Source organism: Lysinibacillus sp. LK3, from assembly GCF_001043675.1.
In the GTDB taxonomy this organism is placed as follows: domain Bacteria; phylum Bacillota; class Bacilli; order Bacillales_A; family Planococcaceae; genus Lysinibacillus; species Lysinibacillus capsici.
On the sequence record NZ_LDUJ01000053.1, the window covers coordinates 1 to 763 of the forward strand.

The window sequence follows — 763 nt, forward strand, 5'->3', positions numbered from 1 at the left end:
TTTCCTACATGGAATTCTTCACGTGCTTTTTCTAGGTTCATGCGGTTTGTTGTGATAACAGCGCCTGTTAAACCGTATTCTGTATCGTTTGCAATTTCAATCGCATGGTCGAAATCTTTTGCTTTTGCAATGGCTACCACTGGTCCGAAGATTTCTTCCTTCATAATACGAGCAGAAGGATCTACGTCCGCGAATACAGTTGGTTGTACGAAGTAGCCGACTGAATCGTCTGCTGTACCACCAGCTACTAAACGACCTTCGCCTTTACCGATTTCGATGTACTCTGTAATTTTATTGAATGCTGCTTGGTCAATAACTGTTGCCATGAAGTTGCTGTAATCAGTTGGGTCACCCACTGTTAAAGCGTTTGTTAACTCTTCTACGCGATTTACCACTTGCTCATATACATCTTCTACGATGACAGCACGAGAACATGCTGAACATTTTTGACCTGAGAAACCAAATGCTGATTTTACGATGGATTGTGCAGCTAATTCTAAATCTGCTTCTTTATCCACTACGATTGTATCTTTACCGCCCATTTCAGCGATGACACGTTTAATCCAAATTTGGCCTTCGTTTAATACAGATGCACGTTGGTTGATACGTAAGCCAACATCACGTGAACCTGTGAAGCTGATGAAGCGTGTTTTTGGATGATCGACTAAGTAGTCACCTACTTCAGCACCAGAACCTGGTACGAAGTTCACCGCACCTGCTGGAAGACCAGCTTCTTCTAATACTTCGATAAATTTATACGCTA

The 763-nt window shown here is 42.2% G+C and carries 1 protein-coding gene; it reads right to left on the minus strand.

Annotated features, from left to right (window positions below; genetic code table 11):
• The coding region (locus VK91_RS22180; RefSeq protein ID WP_048395944.1) for an aldehyde dehydrogenase family protein at positions 1–763 on the minus strand (763 nt) is incomplete at both ends.